Source organism: Pseudomonas sp. Irchel 3A5 (assembly GCF_900187575.1).
GTDB lineage: Bacteria > Pseudomonadota > Gammaproteobacteria > Pseudomonadales > Pseudomonadaceae > Aquipseudomonas > Aquipseudomonas folii.
This window is the reverse complement of record NZ_FYDU01000009.1, coordinates 203,552-228,733: the sequence shown is the minus strand read 5'-3', so window position 1 is coordinate 228,733 and position 25,182 is coordinate 203,552. Positions and strand designations below refer to the sequence as shown.

Genomic DNA, 25,182 nt, shown 5'->3' with positions numbered 1-25,182 from the left:
GTACAAATCCGTACAATGCGCGCTTTGCAGTCTGCCGTTCAAGCTGTATGGCCTGACAATCGTTTTGCAGATTCAGTCGTTGGTAGTCAATCACCAGATGTTCGCGCTATAGCGCAGGAATAAAAGCGTTTTGAAGAAATCCACCGCAGTACCCAGCCCCGTTCCGCTCTGGCGGCAGCAATTGCACTACCGGCTCAAGGAAGGTGCATTGATCGCCTTTGGCGCGCTGTGCCTGTATTTGATGATGGCGTTGCTGACTTATGATCAGAACGATCCTGGCTGGAGTCATACCAGCAGTTCGGTTGAAGTTCAGAATGCTGCTGGCCGTGCTGGTGCATTCTGCGCCGACATTCTGTTCATGGTCCTGGGTTACTTCGCCTACATCTTCCCGCTGTTGCTGGCCGTCAAGGCCTGGCAGGTGTTTCGTCATCGTCATGAACCATGGCAGTGGAGTGGCTGGCTGTTTTCGTGGCGGCTGATCGGTCTGGTATTTCTGGTGCTTGCCGGTGCTGCGCTGGCGCATATCCACTTCCATTTCGCAGCAGGTTTCCCGGGCTCGGCCGGCGGTGTACTGGGTGAGATTCTTGGTGATATGGCCAAGAAAGCCCTGAATATCCAGGGCAGCACACTGTTATTCATTGCCTTGTTCCTGTTTGGCCTGACGGTGTTTACCGATCTGTCGTGGTTCAAGGTCATGGATGTGACCGGCAAGATCACCCTTGATCTGTTCGAGCTGTTTTACGACGCGGTCAACAACTGGTGGGCGGCGCGCAATGAGCGCAAGCAGATGGTTGCGCAACTGCGTGAAGTGGATGACCGCGTGAACGAAGTGGTCGCGCCTGCTACATCTGATCGTCGTGAGCAGGCCAAGGCCAAGGAACGCCTGATCGAGCGTGAGAAGGCCTTGAGCACGCACATGGCCGCTCGTGAAACCCATATTCCGGCCGTCATTGCTCCAGCTCCCGCCAAGGCTCCCGAGCCAAGCAAGCGTGTGCTGAAGGAAAAACAGGCCCCGTTGTTCGTTGATAGCGCTGTAGAAGGCACCTTGCCGCCGATCTCGATCCTTGATCCGGCGGAAAAGAAGCAGCTCAATTATTCCCCTGAGTCCCTCGCTGCCGTTGGCCACCTGCTGGAAATCAAGCTCAAGGAGTTTGGTGTCGAAGTATCGGTGGACTCCATTCATCCGGGGCCGGTGATTACCCGCTACGAAATCCAGCCAGCAGCAGGCGTCAAGGTCAGCCGTATCGCCAACCTGGCCAAAGACCTTGCGCGTTCCCTGGCCGTGACCAGCGTTCGTGTGGTTGAAGTCATTCCAGGCAAGACCACGGTCGGTATCGAGATTCCCAACGAAGACCGGCAGATCGTGCGTTTCTCCGAGGTCCTGTCGACGCCTGAATACGACAACGCCAAGTCACCGGTCACGCTTGCGCTGGGCCATGACATCGGTGGTAAGCCGGTCATCACTGACCTGGCGAAAATGCCTCACTTGCTGGTGGCCGGTACGACCGGTTCCGGTAAGTCGGTGGGCGTGAACGCCATGATCCTGTCGATCCTGTTCAAGTCCGGACCGGAAGACGCCAAGCTGATCATGATCGACCCGAAAATGCTTGAGCTGTCGATCTACGAAGGCATTCCGCATCTGCTGTGCCCGGTCGTGACCGACATGAAGGACGCCGCCAACGCCTTGCGCTGGAGCGTTGCCGAGATGGAGCGTCGCTACAAGCTGATGGCGAAGATGGGCGTGCGTAATCTTTCGGGCTTCAACCAGAAGGTCAAGGAAGCTCAGGAAGCAGGTACGCCGCTGGCCGATCCTCTGTACAAGCGTGAAAGTATTCATGACGAAGCACCGCTGCTGACCAAACTGCCGACTATCGTTGTGGTGGTGGACGAGTTCGCCGACATGATGATGATCGTCGGCAAGAAGGTCGAAGAGTTGATTGCGCGTATTGCCCAGAAGGCTCGTGCCGCGGGTATCCACCTGATTCTGGCGACCCAGCGCCCTTCGGTTGACGTGATCACCGGTCTGATCAAGGCCAACATCCCGACGCGTATGGCGTTCCAGGTGTCGAGCAAGATCGACTCGCGGACCATCATCGACCAGGGCGGCGCCGAACAACTGCTGGGTCACGGTGACATGCTTTACATGCCTCCGGGCACCAGCCTGCCGATTCGTGTCCACGGCGCTTTTGTCTCCGATGAAGAAGTACACCGTGTAGTGGAGGCCTGGAAGCTGCGTGGTACGCCGGATTACAACGACGACATTCTTGCGGGTGTCGAGGAGGCCGGTAGCGGCTTCGACGGCGGCAGTGGTGAAGGTGGCGAAGACAGCGAAAGCGATGCGCTGTATGACGAGGCGGTCAAATTTGTGCTTGAAAGCCGTCGTGCTTCGATTTCTGCGGTACAGCGCAAGCTGAAGATCGGCTACAACCGCGCCGCCCGGATGATCGAAGCGATGGAAATGGCGGGCGTAGTGACCTCCATGAACACCAACGGCTCGCGTGAAGTGATCGCGCCGGGCCCGATGCGCGACTGATCGCGCACGTCCATAAATGCCTCGCCAGCGTTCGATTGCTGGCGAGACTCCACCGAACTCAATGAGGACTCCCATGCGTCTTTTCCGCATGTTGTTGGTAACTGCACTGACCTTTTCCGCGATTCCGGCGCACGCCGATAGCAAAGACGTCGCTCGTCTGACCCAGTTGCTGGAGACGTCCAAAACCCTGACTGCGCGTTTTTCCCAGTTGACCCTGGACGGCGGCGGCACTCAGTTGCAGGAAACGTCGGGCGAAATGGCCTTGCAGCGTCCGGGCCTGTTCAACTGGCACACCGACGCGCCGCAGGAGCAACTGATGGTCTCCGACGGCAAGAAGGTTTCCCTGTGGGACCCGGACCTGGAGCAGGTCACGATCAAGACCCTCGACCAGCGTCTGACCCAGACGCCTGCACTGTTGCTGTCCGGTGACGTGTCGAAGATCAGCGAAAGTTTTGACATTACTGCCAAGGAAGCCGGCGGCGTGATTGATTTCACCCTCAAGCCTAAAACCAAGGACACGCTGTTCGACAGCCTGCGTCTGTCGTTCCGTAACGGCGTTATCAATGACATGCAGTTGATTGACAGTGTCGGCCAGCGCACCAATATCCTGTTCACCGGGGTGAAAGCCAATGAGGCGATTCCGGCGAGCAAATTCCAGTTCCAGATTCCGAAAGGCGCTGACGTCATTCAGGAATAAGAGGTTTTAACGGTTGTCCATGGACCTGTTTCGAAGTGAACCGATTGCTCAACCATTGGCCGCGCGGTTGCGTGCGACCAATCTGGACGAGTATGTCGGTCAAGAGCATTTGCTGGCTCACGGCAAGCCTCTGCGCGAGGCGCTGGAGCAGGGTGCTCTGCATTCGATGATTTTCTGGGGACCGCCCGGTGTCGGCAAAACCACACTGGCCCGGTTGCTGGCGAAAGTTTCGGATGCGCACTTCGAGACGGTTTCTGCGGTGCTGGCCGGGGTCAAAGAGATTCGTCAGGCGGTGGAAGTCGCCAAACAGCAAGCCGGACAGTACGGCCGTCGCACCATTTTGTTTGTCGATGAAGTACACCGCTTCAACAAGTCCCAGCAGGATGCCTTTCTGCCTTATGTCGAAGACGGGACGCTGATCTTCATTGGCGCTACCACTGAAAACCCTTCGTTTGAGCTCAACAACGCGTTGCTGTCCCGGGCCAGGGTGTATGTCCTCAAGAGCCTTGATGAAGCCGCGCTGCGCAAGCTGGTGAATCGTGCGCTGACCGAAGAGCGCGGACTGGGCAAGCACCAGTTGAGTCTGAGTGACGAAGGTTTTGCCATGCTCATGGCCGCTGCCGACGGTGACGGTCGGCGCATGCTGAATTTACTGGAGAACGCGTCAGACCTTGCGGAAGACGGCTCGGAAATCAGCCTGGAGCTACTTCAAAGCCTGATGGGCGATAGCCGTCGTCGTTTCGACAAAGGTGGCGAAGCGTTCTACGACCAGATTTCTGCCCTGCATAAATCCATTCGCGGCTCCAACCCCGATGCCGCATTGTATTGGTTTGCACGCATGATCGATGGCGGTTGCGACCCGCTGTATCTGGCGCGCCGCGTGGTGCGCATGGCCAGTGAAGACATCGGTAATGCTGATCCCCGCGCGTTGCCATTATGCATGTCGGCCTGGGATGTTCAGGAAAGACTGGGCAGCCCGGAAGGGGAACTGGCAGTGGCTCAGGCGATTGTTTATCTGGCCTGTGCGCCGAAAAGCAATGCCGTTTACATGGGCTTCAAGGCGGCAATGCGCGAAGCCACTGAACACGGCTCGCTGGAAGTCCCGCTGCATCTGCGCAATGCGCCGACCAAACTCATGAAACAGCTGGGCTATGGCGAAGAGTACCGTTATGCCCACGACGAGCCGGATGCGTATGCGGCGGGTGAAGATTACTTTCCCGACGACCTTGAGCCACGTCATTATTACCAGCCGGTGCCGCGTGGCCTGGAACTGAAAATCGGTGAAAAGCTCAAGCATCTGGCTGCTCTGGATGCTTCCAGCCCTCGTCAACGGAGAAAGTAGTGTTCAAAACCATTCTTGCGGTGTCGATTGCCGGTATCGCTGGTACATTATTGCGCTTCGCTGCTGGCACTTGGGTCAGCGCGAACTGGCCAAGGCATTTTTACGCGGCAACCCTGGCGGTGAACATCGTCGGTTGCCTGATCATCGGTGTGCTCTACGGCCTTTTCTTGCTGCGCCCGGAAGTACCGATAGAGATTCGCGCCGGCCTGATCGTCGGCTTTGTTGGGGGTCTTACGACCTTTTCATCCTTTTCACTGGATACGCTGCGCCTGCTTGAAAGCGGGCAAATGCCGTTAGCTCTTGGCTATGCCGGTATCAGCGTGTTCGGCGGGCTGCTCGCGACGTGGGTTGGCCTGTCCCTCACCAGACTTTAATAAACGAGAGAACGATATGCTCGATTCCAAACTGTTACGTACCCAACTTCAGGACGTAGCGGATCGCCTGGCTTCCCGTGGCTTTACACTGGACGTTGCCCGCATCGAAGCGCTGGAAGCTCAGCGCAAGACCGTTCAGACCCGTACTGAACAGCTTCAGGCCGAGCGTAATTCCCGTTCCAAATCCATCGGTCAGGCCAAGCAACGCGGTGAAGATATCGCGCCGCTGATGGCCGATATCGACCGTATGGCCGAAGAGCTCAACACCGGCAAGAAAGAACTGGATGGTATTCAGGCAGAACTGGACGCCATGCTTCTGAGCATGCCGAACCTGCCTCACGAATCGGTTCCGGTTGGCGCTGACGAAGACGAGAACGTCGAAGTCCGTACGTGGGGCACTCCAGCCTCGTTTGACTTCCAGGTACAGGATCACGTTGCGCTGGGCGAGAAATACGGTTGGCTGGATTTTGAAACCGCCGCCAAGCTGTCCGGTGCCCGTTTCGCGTTGCTGCGTGGTCCGATTGCGCGCCTGCATCGTGCACTCGCGCAGTTCATGATCAACCTGCATATCAACGAGCACGGCTATGAAGAGGCTTACACGCCTTATCTGGTTCAGGCGCCAGCGTTGCAGGGCACCGGTCAATTGCCGAAATTTGAAGAAGACCTGTTCAAGATCTCCCGCGAAGGCGAGGCGGATCTGTACCTGATCCCGACTGCGGAAGTCTCGCTGACCAATATTGTGTCCGGCGAAATCCTCGACGCCAAGCAGATGCCGTTGAAGTTCGTGGCTCATACTCCGTGCTTCCGCAGCGAAGCAGGCGCATCGGGTCGTGATACTCGCGGCATGATCCGTCAGCACCAGTTCGACAAGGTCGAGATGGTCCAGATCGTCGAGCCTGAAAAATCCATGGAAGCCCTGGAAAGCCTGACGGCTAACGCTGAGCGCGTCTTGCAACTGCTGGAGCTGCCTTACCGCGTTCTGGCGCTGTGCACGGGCGACATGGGCTTCAGCGCAGTTAAAACCTACGATCTGGAAGTATGGATTCCCAGCCAGGATAAATTCCGCGAGATTTCGTCGTGCTCCAACTGCGGTGATTTCCAGGCGCGTCGTATGCAGGCTCGCTGGCGCAACCCGGAAACCGGCAAGCCAGAACTGGTTCACACCCTGAACGGTTCGGGTCTGGCGGTTGGCCGCACCCTGGTTGCTGTGCTGGAAAACTACCAGCAGGCCGACGGTTCGATCCGCGTGCCGGACGTGCTCAAACCTTACATGGGCGGCCTTGAGGTCATCGGCTAGATGGAATTTCTGCCGCTGTTCCATAACCTGCGTGGCAGCCAAGTGCTGGTCGTGGGCGGTGGCGAGATTGCATTGCGCAAATCCCGCCTCATTGCCGAGGCCGGTGCTGTGATTCGGGTAGTCGCGCCAGAGATCGAGCCGCAACTGCGCGAACTGGTTGAGCGAAGTGGTGGGCACCTGATTCTGCGCGGCTATAACGTCAGTGATCTCGATGGCTGCGTGCTGATCATTGCTGCCACCGATGACGAGCCTCTCAACGCTCAGGTGTCTCAGGATGCCAAGCAGCGTTGTGTGCCGGTCAACGTGGTGGATGCGCCTGCTCTGTGCAGCGTGATCTTCCCGGCCATTGTCGACCGCTCGCCTCTGGTCATCGCGGTTTCCAGCGGCGGCGATGCTCCGGTGCTGGCGCGTTTGATTCGCGCCAAGCTGGAAACCTGGATTCCGTCGACTTACGGTCAACTGGCCGGGCTGGCGGCGCGTTTCCGTAGTCAGGTGAAGAATCTGTTTCCGGACGTAACCCAGCGCCGTGCCTTCTGGGAAGAGGTTTTCCAGGGCCCGATTGCTGACCGGCAACTGGCCGGGCAGGGCGCTGAAGCAGAGCGTTTGCTGATCGCCAAGATTGCAGGCGACGCGCCGCATGCTCCCGGTGAAGTTTATCTGGTAGGTGCAGGACCGGGTGACCCGGACTTGCTTACCTTCCGTGCGCTGCGCCTCATGCAGCAGGCCGATGTGGTGCTGTATGACCGCCTTGTGGCGCCGGCGATTCTGGATCTGTGCCGACGTGATGCCGAGCGGATCTATGTAGGCAAGCGCCGTGCTGATCACGCCGTCCCGCAAGACGAGATCAACAAGCAACTGGTTGATCTGGCCAAGCAGGGCAAGCGTGTTCTGCGGTTGAAGGGCGGTGATCCGTTCATCTTCGGCCGTGGCGGAGAAGAGATTGAAGAACTGGCGGCTCACGGCATTCCATTTCAGGTGGTACCGGGTATCACGGCAGCCAGCGGTTGCGCGGCCTATGCCGGTATTCCGCTGACTCACCGTGATCATGCGCAATCAGTACGCTTCATCACCGGGCACTTGAAAAACGGTACCAGTGATCTGCCGTGGAGTGACCTGGTAGCGCCCGCACAGACCCTGGTGTTTTACATGGGGCTGATCGGTCTGCCGATTATCTGTGAGCAACTGATCAAGCACGGCCGATCCGCTGATACCCCGGCAGCATTGATTCAGCAGGGCACCACCTCCAGTCAGCGGGTGTTCACAGGCACTTTGGCCGATCTGCCACGAATGGTCGCGGAGCATGAAGTCCATGCGCCGACGTTGGTAATCGTGGGTGAAGTGGTCAAGCTGCGTGAAAAACTCGCCTGGTTTGAAGGGGCTCAGGCTACGGTCTAATTCAGTCGACCACCTGAAGTAATGCCTGTCGGTGTCTCGGGGCAAACATCTGACCTGTAGGAGCGCACGAGCACTGCGAGGCCGCGATAGCGGTGTATCAGACAGATCGCAATCGCGGCCTCGCGGTGCTCGTGCGCTCCTACAGTGGTTTTGACCCTGGGTGGCGCAAGACAGCGCCAAGGTTAAGCGCCTGTCTTGCTCCAGATACCACGTCCTGTCAGTCGCTCGCGATCATGCGCTCTGTCCAGATTCTGCAGCGGGCCTTTAGGCACCACAGCAGTCGGATTAATAGTGCCGTGGCTCTCGTAGTAGTGATGCTTGATGTGCGTGAAATCCACCGTTTCGGTAATGCCCGGCCACTGATACAACTCCAGCATCCAGTTGCTCAGGTTCGGATAGTCCGAAATCCGTCGCAGGTTGCACTTGAAGTGCCCGTGATACACCGGATCGAAGCGCACGATGGTGGTAAACAAGCGCACGTCCGCTTCAGTCAGGTATTCACCCGTCAGATAGCGCTTCTCGCCCAGTAGCTTTTCCAGTGCGTCGAGTTCGGCAAACACGTCATCAAAAGCCTCTTCATAGGCTCCTTGAGAGGTGGCGAAGCCCGCGCGATACACGCCGTTATTTACCGCCGGATAAATGCGGTCGTTCAACGCATTGATCGGCGACTGCAAGGCGTCCGGATAGAGGTCCAGACGATTACCGGTCAGGTCATCAAACGCACTGTTGAACATGCGGATGATTTCCGCTGATTCGTTGCTGACGATGCGCTGCAGCTTTTTGTCCCACAACAGGGGCACAGTGACGCGGCCGGTGTAGTCTGCCGTGTCAGCCAGATAGCGCTGATAGAGGAATTCATGATTATCGAGTGGATCGCCCGTCGAGCCTTTCTCGGTATCGAAGGTCCAGCCGTGCTCGCGCATCAGCCAACTGACCACGGACACGTCGATTACACTTTCGAGGCCTTTGAGCTTGCGATAAATCAGCGTGCGGTGAGCCCAGGGGCAGGCCAGCGATACGTACAGATGATAGCGCCCGGCTTCGGCCTTGAAGCCGCCTTCACCCGACGGTCCTGGCTGACCGTCTGCGGTGATCCAGTTACGGCGTTGCGCCTGCTCGCGCTGAAACGCGCCATCTTTGCTGCTTTCGTACCACTGGTCTTGCCAGCGTCCTTCAACGAGGAGGCCCATATCTAACTCCAAAATGGTGTGCTTATGTGCGTTGGAGAAGAGTCTAGGCCGATTCGTTCGAACAAATAACGCAAAGGGTGGGGAGTAATGATCGGTTAAATTGATGTGTTACGGTTTTTCCAGAAAACTTCAGCCTGTGCAAATGCCTCTGCGCGGGGCAATCCCAAGCCGCGCAGGGCCAGAGCCATCGTCGAAATCAGTGCAAGTTGCGGATAGCTGTCTTCGACTTCACCTTTCCACAACGCGACGAGTTGCTGCGGGTCCAGAGTTGCCGGTTTCACATGGCGACGATCCGACAGGGCTGGCCATTCTTCATCCCATGGTTGCCCGTCTGTAGTGCCGTAAAGATGGCTGATGGTGTCTGGATTGATTTCCACCTCGCCGCCATCGCCCTTGATGACGATGGTGTGGTTGCCGAGCAAGCCGCTGGCGTCACGATGAACGCCCTGGTAGCCGGGGTGAAAAATGCTTTGCAGGCCACACCTTGCGTTGAGCGGATTGAGGATACGAGCCAGAGAGTGAATCGGCGAACGCAATCCGAGGGTGTTACGCAGATCGATCATGCGTTGTAATTGTGGAGCCCAGTCGCCTAGGGGGAAAAACGCCAGGTTGTGCTGTTGCAGCGCTTGATCCACCGCTTGCCAGTTACGACACAATGGAATGCCTAGCAGATCCAGCAATTGTTCGGTGTACAGCCGCCCGGCTGTGTGTGCACCGCCGCCGTGCATCAAGATACGTATCCCGTTCTGGGCCAGGCATTTAACCGCCAGCAGGTACCAGGGCAAATGGCGCTTCTTGCCCGCATAAGTGGGCCAGTCGATATCGACCTGAAGTGGCGGGGCGTTCAAGCGTTCGCGTAATGCTTCAGTGAAGCCTGCCAATTCCTCCGGGCTTTCTTCCTTGTGGCGTAAAAGCATCAGAAAAGCACCTAGCTGGCTTTCTTCGACCTTTTCATCAAGGAGCATGCCCATGGCTTCACGGGCTTCTTCGCGGGTCAGATTGCGCGCTCCGCGTTTGCCTTTGCCCAGGATGCGGACGAATTGTGCGAACGGATGCTCGACGGGTGTTTCAAGGACAAGTGGGGCGTAGTCAGTCATATGCAATTAGTCGGCTTGGGCAGGCCCGCCAGCTTGGCGGCGAGTTTGGCGGGAGTGCCGTTGAACAGGCGGTTGAGGTGCATGCTGTTGCCTTTTTCCGGACCCAGCTTCAAGGCCGTGTATTTGATCAACGGCCGGGTCGCGGGTGAAAGCTGGAACTCGCTGTAGAAGTCCCTCAGCAACAGCAACACTTCAATGTGCTCGGGACTCAGGTCGATACCTTCCCGGGCGGATAGCGCGTTGGCAACATCCATCGACCAGTCATCAAGGTCTTGCAGGAAGCCGTCCTTATCCAGAGCAATGATTTGCCCCGCCATGTTCAGCTCGTTCATAGCCACGTGTTGACCTTGTCAAAGCGAATGGAGAGCTCGACGAAGCCTGGATAGTCAACGACTTTGACCCAGTCTGGCGCCGCCATGCGCCGCGCCTGAATATCCTCGTCAAGCACGAACACTTCGTTGGCGCTCAGCGCTTGCAGTGCCTGGAGTGGCGCTGTCGAGTCCGTCAGCGCGTAAGTGGCCTCGCCGCACAGCAGCACGCCGTCAGCCGGGCCGAGCAGGCGCAGGCAACTGGTCAGGCGGGTGTCGGTGAAGGGCGAATGAGATAAAACATGCAGAGTCGACATCAGATTGTGATCACGTGATCGTAGCGGTCAATGAGTGCGGCGATTTCCGCAGATTGCGGCAATTGAATGATTTCCTCATCCACCGCTTCCTGCAGGATGCCACGCTCGGCAAGGCTGGTGCCGCAGGCATAGATATCTTCGACGCCAAACATCGACAGCGCCTTGAGGTTGGCGGTCAGGTCCTTCTGTTGCAAAGCCTTGGCATTCTGGTCCGGCAACAACTGAAAGACGCCATCGTCCAGAAACAGCAAGCCGACGGGCAAATCATACGCACCACCGGCCAATACGATATCCAGCGCCTCGCGCGCGCCCGGTCCGGACCATGGCGCCTGGCGGCTGATGATCAACATTGATTTAGCCACTTCAAGGCCCTCCGAAACAGATCACGCGATCGGCCGTCTGCGCGGCGTCGTGTAACTGACCTAATCCGGATAATTCCCACGGGGTCAGCAGATTGGCCGCTGGTCGCTGATAGCGCTGCGCTTCTTCATCATTGAGTACGCCACGGCGCAAAGCGGCCGCGATGCACACCACGCCGTCCAATTGATGCCGGCTGATGAAGTCTTGCCATTGTGAGGGCAGGTCGTGTTCGTCCTGAGGCGTCACGACATTGGCCGACGCGCTGTGGACGCCATCCTGATAGAAGAACAGCCGCACAATCTCATGCCCCCCTGCCAGCGCCGCCTGTGCAAATAGCAGGGCGCGGCGCGAGGAGGGCGCATGGGCTGCGCTGAACAGATTGATCGCGAACTTCATGACGGGCTCTGAGCAGAAAACTTGGCCAATGATAAAGAATTCACGAGCACTAGACAGCAAAAAGCCCGCTAAGCGGGCTTTATGATGAAGCGGGACAGCTGAATCAGTCGTCACGGCTCATGATGCCGAAGATCTGCAACAGGCTGACAAACAGGTTGTAGATCGAAACATACAGGCTGATGGTCGCCATGATGTAGTTACGCTCGCCACCATGAATGATCGCGCTGGTCTGGAACAGAATGCAGACCGACGAGAACAGCACGAAGCCAGCGCTGATCGCCAACTGCAGGCCGCTGATCTGGAAGAACATGCTCGCCAGCACCGCCGCCAGCAGGACGAAGAAACCAGCGGTGATGAAGCCACCCAGGAAGCTCATGTCCTTGCGGGTGATCAGCACGTAAGCCGACAGACCACCGAACACCAGGGCCGTCATGGCGAATGCCGAGCTAACAACTTCAGCGCCGCCCTGCATACCCAGGTAACGGTTGAGGATCGGGCCCAGCAGGAAACCCATGAAACCGGTCAACGCGAATGCCGACACCAGACCCCACGCCGAATCGCGCAGTTTATTGGTGAGGAAGAACAGACCATAGAAACCGATCAGCACAACGAAAATGTTTGGGTAGCCAACGCGCATCTGCTGCGCGACAAAAGCCATGACACCGCTGAAAGCAAGGGTCAGAGCCAGAAGGCCGTATGTGTTGCGCAGGACGCGGCTAACCTCTAGCTGATCGGCCTGCACGCCGTTATTAACTGCGTAATCCTGTTCGCGCATGGCGAAACTCCTAGTGGTTGAAATGTTGAGTTGCAAAGATCATAACAGACGACTTGAAATCAGCCACCCAGAGAGTTTGACAGCGTGTTTCATTCCGGTATTATGGCGCCCGCAATGCAAACGGAAGTATGGCCGAGTGGTTTAAGGCAGCAGTCTTGAAAACTGCCGACTGTAACAGGTCCTAGAGTTCGAATCTCTATGCTTCCGCCATCTTAGATACGTCAAAGCCCTGAATTTCAGGGCTTTTTCGTTTGTGGGGTTGAGAATCCCGTTTGGGAAATCACGATCGTTTTCGCATCTTTTGGATCGTTTCCTAAAATAAAGCGAAAAAAGGCTTAATCGGGTCTGTTTCACAATCTCCCTTAAGCGACGATAGAAAGTCTCAGTAATCCGCTTATCGCTGTGCCCCACGAGCCGACTGGCGTCCCCCAGATCATCAATTTCATACGCATCCTGGGGCGGATGTCCCTAGACTGGAAATTTCTGACAGCGTCGTACAGGGCTCATTTCCGACGCTGACTAGCAGGCCATCCACCTCATCATCGGCGCTATGGCCAAGGCTGCTTGGCTTAAGAAATAACTCGATTCGATTTCCCCGAGGCGTCCTCGGCTTTTACGCTCCTGCCCCCTCAACCGCATGTGACCTCCACTGGGTTTTACTCATCGGAGCTGCACACCTGCGGCCAGAAAACGATATCAAGGACGATCTTGATCGCACTGTAGACGAGAGTTCCGATTTAACCCCTATAGAGCAGAATTTTCTGGCACTACTCAGAGATTTGTCCGAGTCCGATAGGGACTACCTTTTGCGCATGCAGAGGTGATGGTTGTTGCTTCAAGAACAGCTCTCGAATGGCAGCTGCATGGCTTGGTCTTCGTAATCCCTCTTAGTAAGCATACGAGCCAGGCAGTCGTTATCCGAACATCTCAATGCTTGCAAACCGTGAATAATCGTTTCACACTCAAGGCTTGGGCGATGATCAAAAGTTTTCAACACAAGGGCCTTAAGGCTTTTTACGAAACAGGTACGACGAAAGGGATTCGAGCCGATCATGAAAAGCGTCTGCGCTTTGTACTCGCAGCCTTGGACGAGGCAAGCGCCCCCATTGAATTGGGTTTGCCAGGCTACCGTCTGCACTCACTCAAAGGCCAATTGGCAGGGTTTTGGTCGATGACCATAAGCGGTAATTGGCGGATAATTTTTAGATTCATCGAAACGGACGTCGAACTGGTCGATTACCTTGATTACCACTGAAAAGGAGGGCCGCCGATGGCCATGCACAATCCACCCCATCCTGGTGAAATGCTCCACGACATGTTGCCAGACCTTAATATCAAGATTGCCGAAATGGCTCGGCGTCTGCATTTTTCAAGGGAAATGCTTTCGCGAGTCATCAATGGGCGGTCTCCCATTAGTCCTGATTTGGCTGTCCGACTTGAGCGAGCGGGCCTTTCTACTGCTCGTTTTTGGCTTGGGCTTCAAATGAATTATGACCTTTGGCAGGCTGAACATCGTTCTCAGCCAGATGTTGATCGCTTGGTCGCTGCTTAGCCGTCTGAATACCCATCTTTTATTGGGTGAATTCTGTGACAAAAGCCTTGTTTATTCAGGGCTTTTTCGTTTTGGGGTTTGGTGGCGCAAGGCTGCCAAAACGTCCGCAGTTCATCGCTTTTCCAGTGCCTATCGACCCGCTTTCACTATCTCTCCTACACGTCGTTAATCCGCATCCGCTGCTGCCCTGCGCCGTATTCGAACCGTTCGCTTTGACGATCTGTCCCTGAGCAACGGTGCATTGGTCGGTGTGTGGCAAAACCCGCAAGCTGCCACCGCCGCTGCCTGAGTCAGGCGCGGGGCCGTGACGGGCGTTACTTCATACCTAGGACTGGAACCCAGTGTGCTCGGGGTGATTCCAACTGTCGGGAATTCGGCTCACACCCCTGATCTGCACGGCGCCTCGATAAAATCGCGCACATTGATGCGAGCCCTTGAATTCAGGAACGGCTGAGAAGTCTATCCATGGTGAATTTCCTTCCTGTTCAGGCGAACTATTATGTCGACGGTTTTTAAATCTGCCCTGCCAACCGTATTGGACGAGCAAGCTGCCTTTCACGATAGGCCATCTTTCAACACCTATACCGGTACGGCTGGCGACGATGTAGTGAGCGGTACCTATGTGAAAGACTACCTGTTCGGCGGTGCCGGGAATGACACCCTGGATGGCCACGGCGATGACGATAAATTGGTAGGCGGGGCAGGGGTAGATACTCTGGTTGGCGGCGCAACCTACGGAAGTGGTGTGGAATTCGTGTTCACATCGCTCACCGACAGTTACGCCAACGCCCAAGGCTCCCACTCCGATCTGATTACCGGCTTTAGTCAGTATGACGTGCTGGATCTAACCGCCCTTGGCCTGGAGCGGGTCGGTAACGGCCACAATGGGGATTTGGCCGTGAGTTATGACGCATCTGCGGATATCACCTACCTGCGTTCGCTGGACAAGGATGCCGTCGGCGATTTCTTTGAGCTTCGGCTGGCTGGCGATTATTCAGGCAAACTGAGTACCTCAAATTTTGTACTGCGTCACGATGGCACCGTCGGCAACGATGTCCTCGACTACAGTTCGAGCACCAAGCACTACGTGCTCAATGGTGGAGACGGAGACGACACCCTGCATGGCGGAAAGATCGACAACGTACTGGATGGTGGTGCAGGTGCCGATCACATGATCGGCAACATCAATACGGAGACCTTCCTTTACCACCAAGTCAGCGATAGTTACGTCAACGATGCTTCCGGAGTTTCCAGTGTCGACTTGATCAGCGGATTCAACCTGTTTCGCGGGGATGTACTGGATGTGTCCGCGCTCGGCTTCACCGGCTTGGGTGATGGTTACAATGGCACGCTCAGTTATGCCTATGACAAAACCGCAGGGCATATTGTGGCCCAGTCTTTTGAAACCGATGCGCAAGGCAACCGCTTCAAAGTGTACATAGACCAGGCTGACAGGCACGGCAGCACTGCGTATCAGGATGCCGATGGATTTATTTTCGCGGGTGATAACAACCACGACAACGCCGGGCAAACGCTGACCGGGAAACAAAGTTGGGATTCGCTGCACACCCCGAACGACGGCGGTGTCCTGATTGGCGGCGGGGCAGGCGATGCACTTGCAGGTGGTGCAGGGGTTGACGTTTTCCGTTATCTGGATAGCAGTGACAGCGTTCATGGCGCCGCTGACCTGATTACGGGGTTTGACGTGGCCCATGACAAGATTGATGTATCGGCTCTCGGTTATACAGGCCTGGGCGATGGCACTGACGGTACGTTGAAGCTGGTGTATGACAAAGACCTTCACCGCACTTACCTAAAGGATTATGACCTGAATACTGACGGCCAGCGTTTTGAGATTGGCTTGCAAGGCACCTTTACCAAGACCTTCACCGCAGATAACTTGGTCGTCGCGAATACCACTTCATCGGTTGAGCATGCCACCGATGGCGCTATTGAATTGGTAGGTGTTACGCCGGTAGATGCCCAGTTGGCTTGGTGATGTATCAAACTCGTCGAGGTTTTGGAGACCGAGGCGAGTTTAGATCGTGTATTGTCAAGGCAACATACTGGAGCTTAGTGACTGAGGACTTTATGGAAGACCTGGACATTTCAAATAGTGAGCTTTCCCAAAAAATTGTAGACTTGGTAGAGTCTGGTAATAGATTGGAAATTCAGAACAATCACGCCAAGGCACTTGAAAAGTATAACGAGGCGTGGGGGTTACTGCCTGCTCCGCCCACGAAATGGGATCTTGCCAACTGGATTTCCAGTTGTATTTCTCACGTGTTTGTCGATTTGGGAAACTATACGGAAGCCAGGCAATGGGCCGTTATTGCAATGGAGACAAAACCACCACGAGAAACCAGCAGTTTTATCGATTTTGCAATCATATGCCATAAGCTTGGCGAAAAAGAGCTTGCCATTGAATATTTTGACAAGGCTTACAAGCTGGGTAAGAAAAGAGCTTTTCAGGGCTACGATAATAAGCACCTGAACTTCTATCTTGACAATATAGAGGTGTAAATCATGCTGGAACTCGATGACGAACTGTACGAGAAAATTTCTGAAATGAGTGAGTTGGGAAACTCGTTTATGGACGATGGTGAATACCCAAGTGCCTTGAATATTTTCGAAGAAGCACTCAGTTTATTGCCCGCTCCTTGCAACACTTGGGAAGCCTACACGTGGCTAAAAGCTGGCATCGCTGACGCGCTGTTTGGCATGAAGGACTATGTGCATGCCATTGAGGCGCTCCATGACGCCATGAATGGGCCCGAAGGTGCATTCAACCCTTTCATCATGATGCGTTTAGGGCAGTCACTTCATGAACAGGGCAAACATGAAGGTGTCGACTATTTATGCAAAGCTTATATGCTGGAAGGTGAGGAGATTTTTTCAGAAGAAGATGAGAAATACCTGAATCTTGTAAAGCATAGTTTGGCAGTTAATAAAAACCACCTTCACTAGCGTCACAGTAAACACCTGTCAATAAAAACAATCGTTATGCATCGGCAATAGCACTGCAACGTGCAAAAAGAAGTATCTCACGCAAGAATATATTGCTCCCCATGGACATGTGATGTTCTGCCAAAATCCTCAAGACAGAGTTCTACACGATGTCCACAGGTAGCAATCTTGCAGGCGCTGCTCAACGCCTGTTAATCAGTTCAACTTGAAAGCAATCACGCTGTCGCCCATTGTCGTACCGAGGGAGCCGTGACCGCCAGCAGCAATGATCACATACTGTTTGCCATCACTTCCCATATAGGTCGACGGAGTCGCCTGGCCGCCCGCTGGCAATTCGGTCTGCCAGAGAATATCTCCGGTATTGATGTCGTAGGCGCGCATGAAGCCATCTGCGGTTGCGCCGTGGAACACCAATCCTCCGGCTGTGATCAATGGCCCGCCGTGCGCCACCATGCCCATGGGGAAACCAATCGGAAAGCCTCCTGGCAGGAAACTGGTCTTCAGGTTTTTGGTGGTACCGATGCGGCGCATCCACTCCGTTTTACCGGTATTTAGATCAACTCCAACCATGCGGCCCCAAGGTGGAGCGATGCAGGGGATACCCAGATCAGAGGCAAACTGCTGAATCCTGATCGCATAGTCGCCTTTGAAATTTTCATTCCAGTAGGGCTTACCTTCTGCGGTAAACAGCCGTTTTTCTTCGGTCTCCGGCGTCCGTTTGATCAGGGTGTACTTGTAAGCCAGGCGCACGGGCGCGCCAATCAGGATTTGCCGTTCCGGGTCAATGGCCACCGAGCCCCAGTTAAAGGCGCCGATGTTTCCCGGAAACACCAGCGTCCCGGATTCGGTGCTCGGCGTCCATGGGTTGCCATCGTACCGAAGCTTTTTGAAGTTGGTACGACAGGACATCTGATCAAACGGTGTCAGTCCCCACATGGATTTTTCGTTCAAAGGCTCAGGAATGAAGTTGAGCCTGGAGACCGGCTGATGGGTCGCGAAACGCTCACCGGCAACACCGCCTTCAGCCGACGCCTTGGCCTGGTCGACAGGAATGATCGGCTCACCAGTCAATCGGTTAAGCACGAAAATATTACCTACCTTCGTCGGCAGCACCACAGCGGGCTGCTTATTGCCGTCCTTGCCGAGTTCGATGAGTGAAGGTTGCGAAGGGTTATCGCGATCCCACAAATCGTTATGAGAGGTCTGGAATTTCCATTTGAACGCGCCAGTTTTCAGGTCCAGAGCAACCAGGGTGTCGCGAAATTTTTCGGTATTGCTGGCCGGGTCGCGTTGAATGCCGAGTTCATCGGGGGAGGCGTTACCAAAGGGGACGTAAACCAGGCCGTTCTGCAGGTCGGCACTCAAAGTGCCCCAGGCCACGGGCGTGTCTTGTGGATAGTTCTGGCCAGCCGCAATGGGCTGGGTGGATTGAGGCGTAGCAGGATCGAAATTCCAGACCAGTTTGCCGCTGAGAACGTCATACGCCCTGATCACTCCGGACGGATTACCGGCGTTGTAGCCGTTGTCCATCACCGAGCCACCGACGATGATCAGGTCACCGGCTATCAGCGGAGCGGCGGTTTGCATGAGCGCATGAGGGCGGATCTCGCCCATGTTGTCGCTCAGGTTGACCACACCGTTATTACCGAAGTCGCTACAGGCGTTACCCGTATCGGCATCCAGTGCCACCAGCCTCGCGTCCGCTGTCGCGGTAATGATGCGCTTGTCACAGAGCGCCGAAGCGTCGCCGCTGAGATTGCTGGAAGACGCAGCAGAGTAATAGCTGACCCCTCGGCATGTCTGATGCTGCTGCAGGTATGAACGGTCTTTCTGAGGCTCGTACTTCCACTCCGGTTTTCCCGTCTCGGGGTTTAACGCGTGGACTTCGTTGTGTGCAGTGCAGACATAAACCCGATTGTTTACCTTTAACGGAGTGGCTTCAAAGGTGTATTCGCTGGCGTCCTTCTCCGGATCACGCAGGTCGCCGGTGTGGTACTCCCAGGCGACCGTGAGTTCCTTGACATTCCCCGCATCGATTTGATCAAGTGTGGAGAACCGCTGACCGTCGTTGGTGCCCCCGTAGGCAACCCAGTCCTCTGCAGCGCCACTGGCCCCTTTTGCAGAAACCGGATTTGTGATCTCGCCCTGAACAGGGTATGGGTCGTAGAACATGATGCCGACAACGATCACGATCATCACCGCCACCGTGCCGCCAAGGAACGGGTGAAAGCTTCTTGACTCTGCCGGTGTCTGCGCTAAGTACAAACGGCGCACGACCCATGGCAACGCAAGCCAGAACCCCAACAACGCGAACAGATCACCACGTGGAATCCACTGCCATTTGTCGAAGCCCGCTTCATAGATGATCCAGATCAGAATCGCCCACATGAGTAGCGCATAGAGCGTGAGTGCCGACTTTTTCCTGAGAAATAACAACACTGCCGTGATCAGCACACCAAGCCCGATCAGGGCATAGGCAGGACTCCCTCCAGCCGCAACCAGAGCGCCGCCCATGTATAAAATGGCGACAGCGACTACCGCCATGACGACACCAGTTATTTTCAGCACCATGATCTACCTGCCATCCATTCAAGCTCCCAATGACAACCAGACCTGAATACGGCACGAATCGTTCGATGCAGAGAGCCTTGGGCTAGAGACCTGGTGAACCCAACCAGCGCCGTATTCGAGGTCGGAATAAACGCGAGAGGGTACCGCCGTTGGCCTGGAATTGAAGTCTTGCGGGCTTATCCCTTATCTGACTGATCTGGTGATATTGATATTTCGCGCACTAATATGAAAGTCCGATATTGAAGGCATTATTTACCCATGTGTACCTGGCCAGTTCCGTTTATATGAAATATTGGCGACCCTCAATGGGCGTGGATATTAGTGCGTCTAATCACCTCATCTCCGCCGTTGCTGACTCAATAGATATTCATTTAGATAATATTCAATAGAACTCTATCTTTTTGAGTGGTTTAATTTCCGGTCTCCCATTAAGTACATGAGTCATGTTTACAAGTAGACTGGGCTATGGCTAAGTGATAGTACGTCTTCAGATGGCCCGGCTATTGCTGGCCTATATTTCTCATCAGGCAGTAACCATGGCTAAAGTCTTAAACAATGAGCATAAAAATGCTCTGGACATGTTACTGCAGGCGGCAGCACGCTCGGCAGACTGCACCAATGGGCTGTTGGTGCGGCGTGATCTTGATCATTGGGAGCAGGTCGCGCGTTATGGCGCGGAGCAACCCGGGTCGTTTGAGTCATCAATTGACGATTGGCTGGTGGCGGCGTTCACAAGCGGTGACCTTGTGATTTTGAACGAGGTTTTGGGTCAGACGTTGCCCATGTGGTTTCACCGGATCAGGCACGCCGGCCAGGTTTTTTTCGTCGGTGTAGCTGTCCGTGACAAGCAGGCAAATCTGGTAGGGGTGATATTTGTCACCAGTGCTGACCCGCTTCAACGGTTAAGTGCTGCACAGACATACGCACTCCAGACCCATGCCGCGATCATCAGTGAGTTTTTTAAACTGAGCGCCGAAACGGCTTTGCGCAGTAATAGCCCTTCCATTGAGCGCCTGCGTTTGCTGGAGTCCGTGGTGGTCAACGCCAAGGATGCGATTCTCATCACGGAGGCTGAACCAATTGGTGAACCCGGCCCCAGAATCGTCTACTGCAACCCGGCTTTTTTGAGCACTACAGGATTCAACGCCTCCGAAGTGATAGGTAAAACGCCTCGGATTCTTCAATGTGAAGAGACCAGCCGCGAGACGTTAGACCTGATACGTGAGGCGCTTTCCAAATGGCAACCCATAGAGGTTGAGCTCATCAACACACGTAGTGATGGCAGCCGGTTCTGGGTTCAATTGAGTATTGTCCCGGTTGCCAACGAACGTGGCTGGTTCACCCATTGGGTATCCGTGCAGAGGGACATCACCGAGCGAAAGGAGGCCGACTCGTTGATTCGGCAGGGCAATGCCGACAGGGAGGAGAAGGTTGCACTGGAAACACGTTTGCTTGAACGAGAGCGCATAGAAGAAGAGTTGTCCTATGCGGCGTTTCATGACGACCTGACGTCTTTGTACAACCGGGCCTATCTCATGTCACGTTTGCTGAGCATCTTCACCAAGGATGGCAGCAGCCAGGCTCCTGCTGCTACGGTGTTATTCCTCGATCTGGACCGCTTCAAATACGTTAACGATAGCCTCGGGCACAGGGCCGGCGACCTGCTGCTGACCGTCGTCGCCAGGCGTCTGGAGATGTGTATCAGAGAAGAGGATGTCTTCGCGCGAGTGGGGGGCGACGAATTCGCCATCCTCCTTGAGGGTGAGGGTCAATTGGATCTGGCGATCGAACTTGCACAAAGGATTGTTACCCGATTGCGTATGCCCGTTGTCATCGATGGGCAGGACATATTCACCTCATGCAGCCTGGGGATCGTGTCAGCTGACCTCAGTCATGCATCACCGGAAGACCTTCTTCGCGATGCAGACGTTGCCATGTATGCCGCAAAAAAACAGGGTAGGGGGCGCTGGGCAATTTTTGACGCCTCTATGCGTAAAGCCGCTGTAGATGCTCTGCTCATGCAAAACGCGCTCAAACAAGCCATTGCACGCGATGAGTTGTCAGTGGTTTATCAGCCCATTTACAACGTGGCGACAGGCGAGATCAGTGGTGTCGAAGCGCTTGTCAGATGGCTTCATCCAGAACTGGGGCATGTGCCGCCCGACGTCTTCATTTCGGTCGCCGAAGATAACGGCGTCATCCATGAGCTCGGAGGTTGGGTCATGCTTCAGGCGTGTACTGAACTGCAGCGCTGGAAAGGCGAGTTCTCCGCACTGGGGTTGCATCTAAACGTCAACGTGTCGGGGAATGAGCTCAATCGTCCTGGTTATGTAGCCCAGGTAGCAAGAATACTTTTGCAAACGGGCATTGCCCCTCATGAACTACAGATAGAAATCACGGAGTCGGTTTTTCTCCACGAGCCTGATGAAACGGCAAAGGTATTGGAAAGTGTTCGGGAACTTGGCATAAGAGTAGCTCTTGATGATTTCGGAACGGGCTACAGCTCTCTTGGTTATATCGATCGATATCCCATCGACGCTATCAAAATAGACCGTTCGTTTGTGTCCAGAATGATGTCCTACGATCGAAGCGATGCGATTGTCAGAAGCATTCTGTCCCTTGGCAGGACTTTAGGTCTTGGTATTACCGCCGAGGGCGTTGAAACCCTTGCCCAGCTTCAGCGTTTGAAGGAAATGGAATGTCCCTTCGTGCAGGGCTATCTCCTCAGTCCTCCTGTGCGTGCGGAGGAGGTGACAACGCTTTTGCGAGCATGGACACCCGTTGAGCGCGTCGCCTGTCAGGGCGCCGAGGCGTCAGCACTTGATGCGGATGGTTGTGCCGCACATCAAACCGTCCAATAACCAGTTGAGTCCTGATCGTCATTTTCGTTGACCGTTGGGAGGCAATAGCCTTTGGCGCTCAAATGTAAGCGGGCGGGCACCACTCTTTGCATGATTAAACCGGCTGCCACCCATGTGGCAGCAAGGTCTCTATCCAACTGCAAACTTCTAGCCTTCAGGTGGCATGCCCTCATCAATATGGATGCCTAAATCGTGACGGCCGGGTGCAAGATGCGGCTTGAGTGTCAACGCCGGAATTTCATAGTCCCCGGTATTCTGGCGACGAAATGGCAACGGCTGATCAACGAACAGGTTATCCAGCCGAGCAGCATATGCGGTGCATAGCTCTTCGAACCGAGCGGCGTCCATTTTGCTGGTTTTATAAATCGGGAAGGGCGGCATGACAGTGAACCCAGGATAGAAAAGCACCCCATGCTGGATAGGGAATAGCAGGTCATCCAGCGCACCGTTCACCCCTCGACCACTGTAATGGGATTCCCACCCGCCCATGGTAACCACCAACATCGCCCGCTTTCCGGCCATGCTGCCTTCGCCGTAGCGATCGCCCCAGTGGCTTTCGCTGTGTTCACCGACACCGTAGGCAAATCCGTAGGCGTAGACGCGTTCGACCCAGCCTTTGAGGATCGCAGGCATCGAGAACCACCACAGTGGGAATTGAAAGATCACGGCGTCCGCCCATAGCAGTTTGGCCTGCTCCTCTTCGATGTCTGTCGGTTGGGTGCCAGCGGCAAATACACGTTGCGATTCTATGGCCGGGTTGAAAGGTTTCTCGTCGTCATAGCCAGGAGCGTCGTCCATATCAATGGGCGCTTTCCAGCGCATAGCGTACAGATCCGAGACCTTGACCTCGTGACCCGCAGTTTTCAGATGAGCGATCGCGAAATCCCTGAGCGAGCCATTGAGGGAACGAGGTTCAGGGTGGGCGTAGATCAGCAGTAACTTCATGAGGGACTCCAGGTGAATGCAGTCCCAACCGTATCGACGAACCCGGTATGATAGAAATGAATTTCCGAAACATCTGGTATTTACATGCACAATACCTTGCGTCGTCTGGATCTTAATTTATTGGTCACGCTGGATGCGCTGTTGTCTGAGCAAAACGTGACTCGGGCGGCGCGATTGCTCAACCTTGCTCAACCGACGGTCAGCCTGCAACTGGGGCGGCTGCGGGAAATCCTGAACGACCCATTGCTGCTACCCGGCCCCCGTGGGATGTCGCCCACCGAGCGTGCCCGTGAATTGCGCGGGCCACTGCGTGAAGCGCTGGTAGCGCTGGAGGGCGCATTGAGCCCTGGGGGTACATTTGAGCCCGCACTGTCCAGTCAGACGTGGAGGGTGGCTGCCAGTGATTACGCCGCGACTGCGTTAGTCTGGCCATCGCTGGCAATGCTCAGGCGACTGGCCCCGAATACTCGCCTGGCACTCTTGAATAAAAACCCCGTCAGCCTTGCCCATGATCTTGAAAACGGCCAACTCGATCTGGCGCTGCACACTCGGGATGACGCGCCGCCGAAAATGCGCCAGCGTTCGTTGTTTCACGAACGCTATGTGCTGGCAGGTCGGCGCGGTCATCCCGCTTTGACAACCCAGCTATCGCTCAAAGCGTTCTGCGAACTTGAACATGCCGTTATGTCGCCGAATGGCGCCGGGTTCGTTGGAAGTACTGACCAGGCACTGGCCGCTGAAGGTCTGGAGCGGCGAGTTGTTTTATCAGTCTCGAATTTCAATTCGCTTGTCTGCGCATTGGCGCACAGCGATCTCGTTGCGGTGGTGCCAGAAAGGTTGGTGCGAGATGAGCCAGCACTTCACGTCCAGGCGCCTCCACTCGCCATTCCGGGTTTCGAAATGCTCATGTTATGGCCCGAACGACTGCATCGAGATCCCGGCCATATGTGGCTACGCGACCTTATCGCCTCGACGCTGCAAACCGTCCCCAACTCATCGGTTTGATTGACTCGAAGTTCTTATTCACTACACAGGGAATTACTTGATGAAAGCTTTCCAGATTGGTGCTCAGAATGGCTTGGACTCGCTGACCGCGACTACCCGCCCGGAATTGTCTGCCGGGGCAGGTGAGGTGGTTATCGCTCCCCGCCTTGTGAGCCTCATCAGTCGAGACGTCCAGATTCTCCGGGGGGTCTATGGTCCCATGCAGGCGCCCGAACGTATTCCGGTGTCCGAGGGCGTGGGAGAAGTCATTGCCGTCGGCGAAGGAGTTGAAGGATTCAAACAAGGTGACCGAGTCATCTGCGGTCATTTTCCCAACTGGCTGGACGGAGCGTTTCGCGCTGACGTCTTCAGTCATGATGTCGGTGTAAGCCACGACGGCTGGCTTGCTGAACGGGTTGTACTTCCGGCCGCAGCGTTGATCCGTGTCCCGGAAGCGTTGACCGATAAAGACGTCGCCGCACTCGCGTCCGCCGGGCTTACTGCATGGAATGCATTGGTCGAGGTATTCAAGGTCAAGCCGGGCGAACTGGTTCTTTGCCTGGGCACCGGGGGCGTGTCGTTGGCAGCTTTGAAAATCGCCAAGGTCTTGGGCGCGCGCGTGGCGATGACCTCCTCAAGCGATGAGAAGCTGGAATTTGTTCGCCAACTCGGAGCGGACATCACCGTCAATTACCGCACCCATACCGATTGGGCCGCACAGTTGATGCTGCTTACCGATAACGCAGGTGCCGACGTTATCATCGAGACGGGCGGGCAGGACACGTTGGGCCAATCCATCGCGGCAGCGGCGGTGAATGGGCGTATTGCCGTGATCGGTGTAAGCCCTGGACAGAAGTCGCCAATACCTGACTATGTATCGCTCATTCTGAAAAATGTAACCATTCGGGGCATCGCCAACGGCAACCGGAAAATGTTTGAAGAGCTTCTGCGCGCCATAGAAGTGAACGGCATTGAAACCGTCGTCGCCAAGACGTTCAAGTTCGATGAAGCGCCTGAGGCGTATGCCTATTTTGCGGCTGCAAAGCACATCGGCAAGGTTCTTATCGAGTTCGATCACCGCTGAAGCCAACCACGCTGTCTCGCGGCAAGCATTGGGCCTGTAGGAGCTGCCGAAGGCTGCGATCGCGGTGTATCAGGAGAAATGCATCGCAGCCTTCGGCAGCTCCTGCAGAAAATGCATTTCAATCCAGTAGTTTGCAT

23 protein-coding genes, 1 tRNA gene and 1 pseudogene are annotated in these 25,182 nt (G+C 55.4%); 15 read left to right on the top strand and 10 right to left on the bottom strand.

Annotated elements, in window-relative coordinates; all coding sequences use genetic code 11:
• The first annotated feature begins 130 nt into the window (after positions 1-130).
• The 6 genes from ftsK to cysG all read left to right on the top strand — a co-directional run bounded on the left by ftsK (position 131) and on the right by cysG (position 7,638).
• Positions 131-2,533, top strand: coding sequence for a DNA translocase FtsK (ftsK, locus tag CKW31_RS17170; RefSeq protein ID WP_095097480.1), 2,403 nt, complete (start codon positions 131-133; stop codon positions 2,531-2,533).
• A 73-nt stretch (positions 2,534-2,606) separates the two neighbouring features.
• Entirely contained in the window at positions 2,607-3,230 is a 624-nt protein-coding gene (lolA, locus tag CKW31_RS17165) for an outer membrane lipoprotein chaperone LolA (protein ID WP_095097477.1), read from the top strand.
• Positions 3,231-3,249: 19 nt separating this feature from the next.
• Positions 3,250-4,572, top strand: a complete 1,323-nt coding sequence (locus CKW31_RS17160; protein WP_095097474.1) for a replication-associated recombination protein A — start codon at positions 3,250-3,252, stop codon at positions 4,570-4,572.
• A complete protein-coding gene (crcB, locus tag CKW31_RS17155) occupies positions 4,572-4,946 on the top strand; it encodes a fluoride efflux transporter CrcB (protein ID WP_095097471.1) in 375 nt (124 codons plus the stop codon). Before CKW31_RS17160 ends, crcB begins: the two co-directional genes overlap by 1 nt.
• A gap of 16 nt (positions 4,947-4,962) precedes the next feature.
• Entirely contained in the window at positions 4,963-6,243 is a 1,281-nt protein-coding gene (gene serS, locus CKW31_RS17150) for a serine--tRNA ligase (protein ID WP_095097468.1), read from the top strand.
• Entirely contained in the window at positions 6,244-7,638 is a 1,395-nt protein-coding gene (gene cysG, locus CKW31_RS17145; RefSeq protein WP_095097465.1) for a siroheme synthase CysG, read from the top strand. It abuts the gene before it with no gap.
• Between the two features lie 182 nt (positions 7,639-7,820).
• On the opposite strand, the gene CKW31_RS17140 is transcribed toward cysG, so the two are convergent.
• The 7 genes from CKW31_RS17140 to CKW31_RS17110 all read right to left on the bottom strand — a co-directional run bounded on the left by CKW31_RS17140 (position 7,821) and on the right by CKW31_RS17110 (position 12,081).
• Positions 7,821-8,828, bottom strand: coding sequence for a glutathione S-transferase family protein (locus tag CKW31_RS17140; protein ID WP_095097462.1), 1,008 nt, complete (start codon positions 8,826-8,828; stop codon positions 7,821-7,823).
• A 95-nt stretch (positions 8,829-8,923) separates the two neighbouring features.
• The gene (locus CKW31_RS17135; RefSeq protein ID WP_095097459.1) at positions 8,924-9,925 is read right to left on the bottom strand and encodes a glycosyl transferase family protein; all 1,002 of its coding nucleotides are present in this window, start codon (positions 9,923-9,925) and stop codon (positions 8,924-8,926) included.
• A complete protein-coding gene (locus tag CKW31_RS17130; RefSeq protein WP_095097456.1) occupies positions 9,922-10,257 on the bottom strand; it encodes a TusE/DsrC/DsvC family sulfur relay protein in 336 nt (111 codons plus the stop codon). Before CKW31_RS17130 ends, CKW31_RS17135 begins: the two co-directional genes overlap by 4 nt.
• A complete protein-coding gene (tusB, locus tag CKW31_RS17125) occupies positions 10,254-10,550 on the bottom strand; it encodes a sulfurtransferase complex subunit TusB (RefSeq protein ID WP_095097454.1) in 297 nt (98 codons plus the stop codon). The genes CKW31_RS17130 and tusB overlap by 4 nt, the downstream gene beginning before the upstream one ends.
• Positions 10,550-10,912, bottom strand: coding sequence for a sulfurtransferase complex subunit TusC (tusC, locus tag CKW31_RS17120; protein WP_095097452.1), 363 nt, complete (start codon positions 10,910-10,912; stop codon positions 10,550-10,552). The genes tusB and tusC overlap by 1 nt, the downstream gene beginning before the upstream one ends.
• 1 nt (position 10,913) lies before the next feature.
• The gene (gene tusD, locus CKW31_RS17115) at positions 10,914-11,306 is read right to left on the bottom strand and encodes a sulfurtransferase complex subunit TusD (protein WP_095097449.1); all 393 of its coding nucleotides are present in this window, start codon (positions 11,304-11,306) and stop codon (positions 10,914-10,916) included.
• Between the two features lie 103 nt (positions 11,307-11,409).
• A complete protein-coding gene (locus CKW31_RS17110; RefSeq protein WP_027899209.1) occupies positions 11,410-12,081 on the bottom strand; it encodes a Bax inhibitor-1/YccA family protein in 672 nt (223 codons plus the stop codon).
• Between the two features lie 122 nt (positions 12,082-12,203).
• Between CKW31_RS17110 and CKW31_RS17105 the strand changes: the two genes are divergently transcribed.
• A tRNA-Ser gene (locus tag CKW31_RS17105) sits at positions 12,204-12,291 on the top strand.
• 129 nt (positions 12,292-12,420) lie between these two features.
• On the opposite strand, the pseudogene CKW31_RS30105 reads toward CKW31_RS17105, so the two are convergent.
• Positions 12,421-12,566, bottom strand: a pseudogene (locus tag CKW31_RS30105) (integrase); the annotation flags it as partial.
• Between the two features lie 491 nt (positions 12,567-13,057).
• Here CKW31_RS30105 and CKW31_RS17095 point away from each other — a divergent pair.
• From CKW31_RS17095 to CKW31_RS17075, 5 genes are all read left to right on the top strand, one after another.
• Positions 13,058-13,336 (top strand): type II toxin-antitoxin system RelE/ParE family toxin, encoded by a 279-nt coding sequence (locus tag CKW31_RS17095; RefSeq protein ID WP_095097577.1) that lies wholly within the window; start codon positions 13,058-13,060, stop codon positions 13,334-13,336.
• 15 nt (positions 13,337-13,351) lie between these two features.
• A complete protein-coding gene (locus tag CKW31_RS17090; protein WP_095097446.1) occupies positions 13,352-13,633 on the top strand; it encodes a HigA family addiction module antitoxin in 282 nt (93 codons plus the stop codon).
• Positions 13,634-14,132: 499 nt separating this feature from the next.
• Positions 14,133-15,632, top strand: coding sequence for a M10 family metallopeptidase C-terminal domain-containing protein (locus CKW31_RS17085; RefSeq protein ID WP_095097443.1), 1,500 nt, complete (start codon positions 14,133-14,135; stop codon positions 15,630-15,632).
• Positions 15,633-15,724: 92 nt separating this feature from the next.
• Positions 15,725-16,156, top strand: coding sequence for a M48 family metallopeptidase (locus CKW31_RS17080; RefSeq protein WP_095097440.1), 432 nt, complete (start codon positions 15,725-15,727; stop codon positions 16,154-16,156).
• A 3-nt stretch (positions 16,157-16,159) separates the two neighbouring features.
• The gene (locus tag CKW31_RS17075; RefSeq protein WP_095097437.1) at positions 16,160-16,600 is read left to right on the top strand and encodes a tol-pal system YbgF family protein; all 441 of its coding nucleotides are present in this window, start codon (positions 16,160-16,162) and stop codon (positions 16,598-16,600) included.
• A gap of 195 nt (positions 16,601-16,795) precedes the next feature.
• Here the strand turns inward: CKW31_RS17075 and CKW31_RS17070 are convergent, their stop codons facing one another.
• Positions 16,796-19,171 (bottom strand): membrane-bound PQQ-dependent dehydrogenase, glucose/quinate/shikimate family, encoded by a 2,376-nt coding sequence (locus tag CKW31_RS17070; RefSeq protein WP_095097434.1) that lies wholly within the window; start codon positions 19,169-19,171, stop codon positions 16,796-16,798.
• Between the two features lie 536 nt (positions 19,172-19,707).
• Between CKW31_RS17070 and CKW31_RS17065 the strand changes: the two genes are divergently transcribed.
• Entirely contained in the window at positions 19,708-22,032 is a 2,325-nt protein-coding gene (locus CKW31_RS17065; protein ID WP_095097431.1) for a bifunctional diguanylate cyclase/phosphodiesterase, read from the top strand.
• Between the two features lie 147 nt (positions 22,033-22,179).
• Here CKW31_RS17065 and CKW31_RS17060 read toward each other — a convergent pair whose 3' ends face one another.
• A complete protein-coding gene (locus CKW31_RS17060) occupies positions 22,180-22,977 on the bottom strand; it encodes an NAD(P)H-dependent oxidoreductase (RefSeq protein ID WP_095097428.1) in 798 nt (265 codons plus the stop codon).
• 84 nt (positions 22,978-23,061) lie between these two features.
• Between CKW31_RS17060 and CKW31_RS17055 the strand changes: the two genes are divergently transcribed.
• Both CKW31_RS17055 and CKW31_RS17050 read left to right on the top strand, forming a co-directional pair.
• Positions 23,062-23,982 carry a LysR family transcriptional regulator gene (locus CKW31_RS17055; protein WP_095097425.1) on the top strand — a complete coding sequence of 307 codons (921 nt, stop codon included), beginning with the start codon at positions 23,062-23,064 and terminating at the stop codon, positions 23,980-23,982.
• Between the two features lie 40 nt (positions 23,983-24,022).
• Positions 24,023-25,045, top strand: a complete 1,023-nt coding sequence (locus tag CKW31_RS17050; protein ID WP_095097422.1) for an NAD(P)-dependent alcohol dehydrogenase — start codon at positions 24,023-24,025, stop codon at positions 25,043-25,045.
• The last annotated feature ends 137 nt before the right edge of the window (positions 25,046-25,182 follow it).

Coding starts and splice junctions, on each gene's coding strand:
- lolA (WP_095097477.1), top strand. CDS start 2,607: ATGCGTCTTTTCCGCATGTTGTTGGTAACTGCACTGACCTTTTCCGCG.
- CKW31_RS17160 (WP_095097474.1), top strand. CDS start 3,250: ATGGACCTGTTTCGAAGTGAACCGATTGCTCAACCATTGGCCGCGCGG.
- serS (WP_095097468.1), top strand. CDS start 4,963: ATGCTCGATTCCAAACTGTTACGTACCCAACTTCAGGACGTAGCGGAT.
- cysG (WP_095097465.1), top strand. CDS start 6,244: ATGGAATTTCTGCCGCTGTTCCATAACCTGCGTGGCAGCCAAGTGCTG.
- CKW31_RS17140 (WP_095097462.1), bottom strand. CDS start 8,828: ATGGGCCTCCTCGTTGAAGGACGCTGGCAAGACCAGTGGTACGAAAGC.
- CKW31_RS17135 (WP_095097459.1), bottom strand. CDS start 9,925: ATGACTGACTACGCCCCACTTGTCCTTGAAACACCCGTCGAGCATCCG.
- CKW31_RS17130 (WP_095097456.1), bottom strand. CDS start 10,257: ATGAACGAGCTGAACATGGCGGGGCAAATCATTGCTCTGGATAAGGAC.
- tusB (WP_095097454.1), bottom strand. CDS start 10,550: ATGTCGACTCTGCATGTTTTATCTCATTCGCCCTTCACCGACACCCGC.
- tusD (WP_095097449.1), bottom strand. CDS start 11,306: ATGAAGTTCGCGATCAATCTGTTCAGCGCAGCCCATGCGCCCTCCTCG.
- CKW31_RS17110 (WP_027899209.1), bottom strand. CDS start 12,081: ATGCGCGAACAGGATTACGCAGTTAATAACGGCGTGCAGGCCGATCAG.
- CKW31_RS17095 (WP_095097577.1), top strand. CDS start 13,058: ATGATCAAAAGTTTTCAACACAAGGGCCTTAAGGCTTTTTACGAAACA.
- CKW31_RS17090 (WP_095097446.1), top strand. CDS start 13,352: ATGGCCATGCACAATCCACCCCATCCTGGTGAAATGCTCCACGACATG.
- CKW31_RS17085 (WP_095097443.1), top strand. CDS start 14,133: ATGTCGACGGTTTTTAAATCTGCCCTGCCAACCGTATTGGACGAGCAA.
- CKW31_RS17080 (WP_095097440.1), top strand. CDS start 15,725: ATGGAAGACCTGGACATTTCAAATAGTGAGCTTTCCCAAAAAATTGTA.
- CKW31_RS17075 (WP_095097437.1), top strand. CDS start 16,160: ATGCTGGAACTCGATGACGAACTGTACGAGAAAATTTCTGAAATGAGT.
- CKW31_RS17070 (WP_095097434.1), bottom strand. CDS start 19,171: ATGGTGCTGAAAATAACTGGTGTCGTCATGGCGGTAGTCGCTGTCGCC.
- CKW31_RS17065 (WP_095097431.1), top strand. CDS start 19,708: ATGGCTAAAGTCTTAAACAATGAGCATAAAAATGCTCTGGACATGTTA.
- CKW31_RS17060 (WP_095097428.1), bottom strand. CDS start 22,977: ATGAAGTTACTGCTGATCTACGCCCACCCTGAACCTCGTTCCCTCAAT.
- CKW31_RS17055 (WP_095097425.1), top strand. CDS start 23,062: ATGCACAATACCTTGCGTCGTCTGGATCTTAATTTATTGGTCACGCTG.
- CKW31_RS17050 (WP_095097422.1), top strand. CDS start 24,023: ATGAAAGCTTTCCAGATTGGTGCTCAGAATGGCTTGGACTCGCTGACC.